This window comes from Vibrio mexicanus (genome assembly GCF_001012815.1).
GTDB classification, from domain to species: domain Bacteria; phylum Pseudomonadota; class Gammaproteobacteria; order Enterobacterales; family Vibrionaceae; genus Vibrio; species Vibrio mexicanus.
On sequence record NZ_JYJP01000031.1, the window covers coordinates 1 to 7,443 of the forward strand.

Annotated in this window: 7 protein-coding genes and 1 pseudogene; 3 read left to right on the plus strand and 5 right to left on the minus strand. The window is 47.3% G+C overall.

Annotation, left to right across the window (positions count from 1 at the left end):
• Nucleotides 1-45: 45 nt before the first annotated feature.
• The 4 genes from trmL to UA76_RS06365 form a co-directional block, all read right to left on the minus strand.
• Nucleotides 46-525, minus strand: a complete 480-nt coding sequence (gene trmL / locus UA76_RS06350) for a tRNA (uridine(34)/cytosine(34)/5-carboxymethylaminomethyluridine(34)-2'-O)-methyltransferase TrmL (protein ID WP_047044111.1) — start codon at nucleotides 523-525, stop codon at nucleotides 46-48.
• Between the two features lie 106 nt (nucleotides 526-631).
• Nucleotides 632-1,249, minus strand: a complete 618-nt coding sequence (locus UA76_RS06355) for a superoxide dismutase (RefSeq protein ID WP_047044113.1) — start codon at nucleotides 1,247-1,249, stop codon at nucleotides 632-634.
• 73 nt (nucleotides 1,250-1,322) lie between these two features.
• Nucleotides 1,323-2,705 carry an envelope stress sensor histidine kinase CpxA gene (gene cpxA, locus UA76_RS06360; RefSeq protein ID WP_047044115.1) on the minus strand — a complete coding sequence of 461 codons (1,383 nt, stop codon included), beginning with the start codon at nucleotides 2,703-2,705 and terminating at the stop codon, nucleotides 1,323-1,325.
• Nucleotides 2,705-3,391, minus strand: a complete 687-nt coding sequence (locus UA76_RS06365) for a response regulator (protein ID WP_047044117.1) — start codon at nucleotides 3,389-3,391, stop codon at nucleotides 2,705-2,707. Before UA76_RS06365 ends, cpxA begins: the two co-directional genes overlap by 1 nt.
• A gap of 190 nt (nucleotides 3,392-3,581) precedes the next feature.
• Here UA76_RS06365 and UA76_RS06370 point away from each other — a divergent pair.
• From UA76_RS06370 to pfkA, 3 genes and pseudogenes are all read left to right on the plus strand, one after another.
• Nucleotides 3,582-4,087, plus strand: a pseudogene (locus UA76_RS06370) (CpxP family protein).
• A gap of 150 nt (nucleotides 4,088-4,237) precedes the next feature.
• A complete protein-coding gene (gene fieF, locus UA76_RS06375; RefSeq protein ID WP_047044119.1) occupies nucleotides 4,238-5,146 on the plus strand; it encodes a CDF family cation-efflux transporter FieF in 909 nt (302 codons plus the stop codon).
• A 276-nt stretch (nucleotides 5,147-5,422) separates the two neighbouring features.
• Nucleotides 5,423-6,385: a 6-phosphofructokinase gene (gene pfkA / locus UA76_RS06380; RefSeq protein WP_047044121.1), complete on the plus strand. Its 963-nt coding sequence runs from the start codon at nucleotides 5,423-5,425 to the stop codon at nucleotides 6,383-6,385.
• A 114-nt stretch (nucleotides 6,386-6,499) separates the two neighbouring features.
• On the opposite strand, the gene UA76_RS06385 is transcribed toward pfkA, so the two are convergent.
• A partial coding sequence (locus tag UA76_RS06385) for an anaerobic C4-dicarboxylate transporter family protein (protein ID WP_047044123.1) occupies nucleotides 6,500-7,443 on the minus strand: 944 nt, incomplete at its 5' end.

Sequence of the window (7,443 nt, forward strand, 5' to 3'; positions counted from 1 at the left end):
AAGAGACAGCGCTATGCGTGCCTTTTTCGTGTTTATCGTCTGCGATTAAACTGCGCCGTTAAAGCCCATTTGTCGCCAAGCTTCGAAGGCGATGATAGCCACTGCGTTAGAGAGGTTGAGGCTGCGCGCATCTGGCATCATAGGAATTCTAATTCGCTGCTCCATTGGCAGGCTCTCAATCACATCGGCTGGCAGGCCACGGGTTTCAGGGCCAAACAGTAGAACATCACCATCTTGGTATTTAGCATCCACGTGATGACCTGTGGTTTTGGTGGTGCAAGCGAATAGGCGGTAAGGGCCTTCGCGCTCTTGCTCCAAGTAATCAATAAATGCTTGCAAGTTCTTGTGACGCTTTACTCTTGCCAAGTCGTGATAATCGAGCCCCGCTCTTCTCACTTTCTTCTCTTCTAAATCAAAACCCAACGGTTCAATTAAATGAAGATTGGCGCCACAGTTGGCACATAGGCGAATAATATTACCTGTGTTAGGCGCGATTTCTGGCTCATAAAGGGCGATGTCAAACATAGCGATTACTTCAAACTTGGTGATTGGAGAGGACAAAGTATAAAGCGGCTTTATAAAGCCGCAAGTAGGAGAGATGGAAATAGTTTGATCGCAGAGTGCTTAGAACTTATGCGCCTGCTGCAATAGCTGCTGTGTAGTTTTCTGAGACTGCTTCCCAGTTCACCACATTCCACCATGCATCAATGTAGTCAGGGCGACGGTTTTGGTAGCTGATGTAGTAAGCGTGCTCCCAAACATCCAGCGCTAGGATAGGTTCACCTTGGTCAGCGGCTACGTCCATTAATGGATTGTCTTGGTTGGATGTTGAAGTCACCACTAACTTACCGCCCTTGACGATTAGCCACGCAAAGCCGGAACCAAAGGTGTTGATGGCTGCTTGAGTAAACTGCTCTTTGAACGCTTCAAAGCTACCAAAGGTTTGATCAATTTCTTCCGCCAGCTTGCCTTGAGGTGCGCCACCTGCGTTTGGACTCATGCAGTTCCAGTAAAGAATGTGGTTGTAGTAACCACCACCGTTATTACGGATTGCTGGTGAGTGCTTGGAGATGTTTGCAAAGATATCACTCAGAGAAGCTGATTCTAGATCTGAGCCTTGAACGGCAGCCATGAACTTATCGTAATAGGTACGATGGTGCTTACCGTAATGAACTTCCATTGTTTTAGCGTCGATGTAAGGCTCTAACGCGTCAAAGCCGTAAGGTAGATCTGGGAAAACGTGAGACATAGTAAATCCTCCATAATTGAAGGATTTACTTTAAATGATAATGAGATCTATTATCAACTGTGTTTTTGTAGGGCTATTTACCCAAACTCAGTGGCAGAACGATATCGACTTGTAGGCCGCCAAGTTTGCCTCGTTTGGCTTTGATAGTACCGCTGTGCTGACGAATTGCCGTTTGCGTGATCGCAAGTCCCAGTCCCGTGCCTCCTGAATGACGGTCGCGAGCAGTTGAAACGCGATAGAAAGGTCGGAAAATATCTTCGAGCTCTTCCTCTGGAACGCCTTCACCATTGTCTTGAACTGACACATGCAGATTTTCGCCCTTAATGACGATAGTCACATCGACTTGGTCCTTGCCGTAGTGAATGGCGTTGCGCAGTATGTTATCAAGTGCACGCATCAGCAGTTTAGGGCTTCCTGTAAGCTTACAATCTGGCAGTGTTGAGTAGTTGAGCGTTTTGCCCATCTGCTCTGCCTCAAATTGAGCATCTTTAATGATCTCTTCCCACAGGCTAGAAAGCGGTTGAGTTTCACGTTGTAGGTGACTGTCTGCTTGAGTACGAGACAGCGCGAGGAGCTCGTTGATCATCAACTCTAGGCGTTGGGCCTCGGTATCAATGCGTTCAAGCTCTGGGCTTTCTCCTTGCTTGCGAACCGCCAATGCGCTGGCCATTCTTAAGCGAGTTAACGGAGAGCGCAGCTCATGCGAGATGTCTGACAATAATCGCTGTTGGCCCGAAACCATATTATTGACCGCTTCCACCATCTGATTAAAACTGGCCCCCGCTTGTCTGAACTCGGATGTGCCTTGCTCAAGCTCAGGGTCTGCCACAAATTCCCCTTGTGCAACACGCTTGGCGGCTCTTTCAAGCTTTCTTGCCGGCTGGCTGACTACCCAAGCTAGCCAAAGTAGTAGCGGGGTGCTGACAATCATAACCGCAAACAGCAGTTGGATAGGTTTATCAAACATTCGCAATAGTAGCGGTGGCGGTTGATTCCAGCGCACACCAACATACAGTTTGAGTTCTCGATCCGCCAAGGTGATGGGCGTTGGGCCAGCGATCATGTAATTGCCATAGAGCTTCTGTTTTGGCGAGTCGTCAGGCAGGCTAGTTACGAAGTTACGTAGGGCACGGATACCAAAATGGCTCTCTCGCTTAGTGGTCAAAATGTTGCCTTCTAAGTCAGTGAGATAAAGCCTAGGGCTTGGGTCGCGCGACGATCGCTTCTGATCGTTCAATCGAAACAAGATCCGACCGAGATCGGTTTCATCTTTAAAGCGGTGCTCAACTTTTTCCTTAATATCGATCAGCTTGTCTTTATGAGCATTTGGGATCTCATGGGCCTTGCGTGGATCAAGGTGCGGCAGAGAGAGTACTGCCAACAGCACCAGCAGCATGGTAAACCAAAAGATCGCAAATATTCGGCCGTAGAGGCTCTTGATTCGAGGCAAACGCATTAATCTTCCTCAATTAATAGATAGCCGCGTCCACGTAAGGTCTTGATGCGTGACTTGCCATCTTCTCGCGCAGGCAGTTTCTTGCGTAGGTTTGAGACGTGCATGTCTATAGCGCGATCGAAGGCGGCTAGGCGCTTGCCAAGCACATCTAAACTGAGGGTTTCTTTGGTTAAGGTTTGCCCTGGGTTCACGATAAAGTGACTTAGTAGAGAAAACTCAGTGGTCGTAAGGTCGAGCAGTTGACCTTGGCAGTAGGCCTCTTGCTTACCAGGAAACACTTCGATGTCCTGATAGACCAAGGCATCTTGGTTTTTGTTTGACGCTTTTGACTGAGTGCGGCGCAATATGGCTTTGATTCTGGCAAGCAGTTCGCGGTCGCTGAATGGTTTTGGTAAGTAATCGTCTGCACCAAGCTCTAAGCCTAATACTCTATCGATCTCTTCCCCTTTAGCGGTCAGCATTAAGACGGGAGTTTCCCATTTCTCACGCAGTCGCTTAAGTGTGTCCATACCATTCAGTTTGGGCATCATCACATCCAGAAGGATGAGGTTTATATCTTCGCTCAAAGCGGCTAAACCTGCTTCACCATCATTGGCTTCTGAAACCTCGAATCCTTCAAGGCTGAGCACCTCTTTTAAAAGGCTTGTAAGCTCAATATCGTCATCGATCAGGAGAATGTGCGCCATATAGTTAACCTTAATCACCGTTGTCAGAAGTTCTTTTATCATACTGCGAAAGAGGTGGCTTCGATAAGGTAAAGTTTGCTCTTTACGATTATTTACGCTCCCTATACGTCGCTTTACCTTGCAGTTTGTATTCTGTACCTGTGCTGTGAAGAACAGCTTCCTGATAACCCTATTTTAGAAGGTATATGATATGAAAATGACAAAGAAATTAGTGTTAGCCGCAGCAGCTGTTCCTTTAGTATTTGGTAGTGCGACTGCTTTCGCATTTGGTGGCAAAGGCGACTTTAAAGGTAAAGGTGAATGCCGTGGAGGTTCAGGCCACAAAATCCTACGCCAACTTGATCTGACAGATGAGCAGAAAACCCAGTTGAAAGAAATGCGCACCAATGCGAAGGCTGAGTTTAAAGAGATGCGCAGTGAGAAAGGCCAAGAGATGATGGCAGAGCGTCAAGCGTATCAAGCACAAGTAAACCAACTGCTTTTAGCCGATACGTTTGATGAAGCGGCAGCGAATGATCTTGCAAAAGAGATGGTAGAAAAGCAGCTGAGCGCCGCGTGAAAATGTTAGAGCGTCAGCACCAAGTGCTAAGCATCCTAACGCCAGAGCAAAAAGTGAAATACAGCGAAATTAAGCAAGAGCATATGAACAAGTGTGCTGAGAAAATGCAGAAACGCATGAGTGACAAGCAAGCATAATTTCATCGTGTGTTCGACAAAAGGCTGCCATTTAGGTGGCCTTTTTCATTTGTTTCACTGGTAAGACTTGAATGCTTATCTCAGTGCGTCATTTTTATTCAAAGTTTTGCGCGGTATACTTAGGGTAAATCAACGCCTTTGTCATGGATTATGAAACACGAGTATGCACGTCTGGTGACGTTAGCAGCATGGACAGCGACCATCGTTGCCACTGTGCTATTGATTGTGAAAGTTGCCGCATGGTGGTTGACGGGTTCGGTCAGTTTACTGGCTTCTCTCATTGACTCTTTATTGGATATTGCGGCATCTGTCGTCAATTTGATTGTGGTGCGCTATGCCCTGCAACCCGCTGACCGTGAGCACACCTTTGGCCACGGTAAGGCTGAATCTTTGGCGGCTCTTGCCCAAGCCATGTTCATTTCCGGTTCCGCTTGTTTTCTTATTTTGAACGGCTTCGACCGCTTCTTCCGCCCTCACGAATTAGAATCACCAGAGCTGGGTGTTTACGTCAGCTTGTTCGCTATCGTTGTGACTTATGGCCTAGTGACCTTTCAAAAATATGTGGTGAACAAAACCGGCAGCCAAGCGATTGCAGCAGATTCTCTGCACTACCAATCTGATCTTTATATGAATGCGGCCATTATGGTGGCACTGGGCTTGAGCTGGTTCGGTATTACTCAAGCGGACGCCGTGTTCGCAATTGGTATTGGTGCTTATATTCTTTATAGTGCCTTCAAGATGGTCAAAGAAGCGATTCAAACCTTGTTGGATAGAAAGCTGCCAGATGAAGAGTTGGATCAGATTCGTCAATGTTGTGTCTCAGTTGAGGGAGTATTAGGTGTCCATCAATTGAGAACGCGTATGTCAGGGCCAACACGTTTTATTCAACTTCATCTAGAGTTAGAAGATACGATGCCGTTGATTGAAGCGCATCGCATTTCAGATGAAGTTGAAAACTTACTACTGAAAACGTTCCCTGAAGCGGATGTATTGATTCACCAAGATCCATACTCTGTGGTGTTGGGGCCGGAAAAAGAGCAGAAAAACCAAGACTGGTAAGCTTGATACTCGGTGGTTTGCGCTAAATTAGTGGTTCAAATTATCAAACTAGTAACAAATAAACGTGATTCTGATGTGAGTCAACAAAGTCGCGAAGTAAAACTGTAATACTCTTACATAAGTAGAAAAGTTACGTAATTTCGTGCAAATAACAGTAGTATTCCTGCCCTGTGAAGGTAACATACTAGGCAGACTCAGAATGATTAAGTGAGTTGACGATAGGTGTCAGCTCGCAAGAAAAATTAATAATTGGATTCCCAAAAATCGAGGGTGAGCATGATTAAGAAGATCGGTGTTTTAACAAGTGGCGGTGATGCACCTGGTATGAACGCAGCCGTACGCGGCGTAGTTCGTACTGCACTATCTGAAGGTTTAGAAGTATACGGCGTGCACGACGGTTACTTAGGCCTTTACGAAGATCGTATCGAGAAACTTGACCGTTCAAGTGTTTCAGACGTAATCAACAAAGGTGGTACATTCCTAGGTTCTGCACGTTTCCCAGAGTTCAAAGAAGTGGCTGTTCGTGAGAAAGCTATCGAGAACTTGAAGAAGCACGGCATCGACGCACTGGTTGTTGTTGGTGGTGACGGCTCTTACATGGGGGCGAAGAAGCTAACTGAAATGGGTTACCCATGTATCGGTCTTCCAGGCACTATCGATAACGATATCGCAGGTACAGATTACACGATCGGTTACCTAACTGCGCTTAACACAGTTATCGATGCAATCGACCGTCTACGCGACACGTCTTCATCTCACCAACGTATTTCTATCGTTGAGATCATGGGTCGTCACTGTGGTGACCTAACGCTAATGTCTGCTATCGCTGGTGGCTGTGAGTACATCATTACTCCAGAAACAGGCCTAGACAAAGAGCAGCTGATCAACAACATCCAAGACGGCATCGCGAAAGGTAAGAAGCACGCTATCATCGCACTGACTGAGCTGATGATGGATGCAAACGAACTAGCGAAAGAGATCGAAGATGCGACTGGCCGCGAAACTCGCGCAACCGTTCTTGGTCACATCCAACGTGGTGGTCGTCCTACTGCGTTTGACCGTGTTCTAGCGTCTCGCATGGGTAACTACGCAGTTCACCTATTGATGGAAGGTCACGGTGGTCGTTGTGTAGGCATTCAAAAAGAGCAGCTTGTTCACCACGACATCATTGATGCAATCGAGAACATGAAGCGCCCAGTACGCAACGATCTATTCAAGGTTGCTGAAGAGCTATTCTAAGCACGATTGATAAAGCATAAATTGAAAAGCCAGTTGGGGAACCAGCTGGCTTTTTTTCGTTGTGGGGCTTTGTAGAAATGGCGAACAGTTGATCGCCAGTCCTTTAATAGAGGATTAGTTTATCGCCATAGAGATCGCGTAGCCGACAGCGGTTGCGGTAACCACGCCAATAAATCCTGGCAACAAGAAGCTGTGGTTGAGTACGTACTTACCAATTTGCGTTGTGCCTGAACGGTCAAAAGTGATGGCCGCCAGATCGCTTGGGTAGAACGGGAAGAAGAAGTACGCGTAACATGCCGGTAGCACACCAATGAGCACAGGAGCAGGAATACCCATCGCAAACCCAAGAGGGAGCATGATAGTTAGCACTGCTGCTTGGCTTTTTAGGAACACCGACACCACGAACATCGCAATGGCAAAGGTCCAAGGGTGCGCGGCCACGAGATCGCTTACTAGGCTGATTAAGTAAGGTTTGTGGTAGCCGATAATGGTGTCACTCATCCATGCGATACCGAAGATGATGATCACCGCCGTCATGCCGGCAATGAACACATTGCTGTGGACAATTTTCTTCGGATCCACTTTGGTGGTGAGAAGAATCACCGCACCGACAGACAACATCAAGAACTGAATGGCCACAGACATACTGACACCGTCAGGCAGCAGCGAGAGATCTTTACCAAACATAGCGACAAAGATAACGGTGGCAATACCCGCTAAGAAGATGCCTAGGCCTTTCTTGGCTTGATCTCCTACGTGGCCATCTTTCTCATCTGACTCTGTTTCATCAATAAGCTGGGCTTTAAACTCTGGGTCTTTACAGCGCTCAATAAAGTCTTGGTCTTGATCCAGCTCTTTACCGCGCTTAAGGCTCCAGAGACAACCAACCAAAACACCGATGAAGGTCGCAGGAATGGTAACCATCAGTACGTTAACCAGGCCGATATCTAGACTATTGTCTGCGGCGGTTGCCATCACAACCGCGGCAGCGGCAGCAATCGGGCTAGCGGTAATCCCCATTTGCGAGGCGATGGTCGCCATGGCCATTGGACGCTCTG

Coding starts and splice junctions, on each gene's coding strand:
- trmL (WP_047044111.1), bottom strand. CDS start 525: ATGTTTGACATCGCCCTTTATGAGCCAGAAATCGCGCCTAACACAGGT.
- UA76_RS06355 (WP_047044113.1), bottom strand. CDS start 1,249: ATGTCTCACGTTTTCCCAGATCTACCTTACGGCTTTGACGCGTTAGAG.
- cpxA (WP_047044115.1), bottom strand. CDS start 2,705: ATGCGTTTGCCTCGAATCAAGAGCCTCTACGGCCGAATATTTGCGATC.
- UA76_RS06365 (WP_047044117.1), bottom strand. CDS start 3,391: ATGGCGCACATTCTCCTGATCGATGACGATATTGAGCTTACAAGCCTT.
- fieF (WP_047044119.1), top strand. CDS start 4,238: ATGAAACACGAGTATGCACGTCTGGTGACGTTAGCAGCATGGACAGCG.
- pfkA (WP_047044121.1), top strand. CDS start 5,423: ATGATTAAGAAGATCGGTGTTTTAACAAGTGGCGGTGATGCACCTGGT.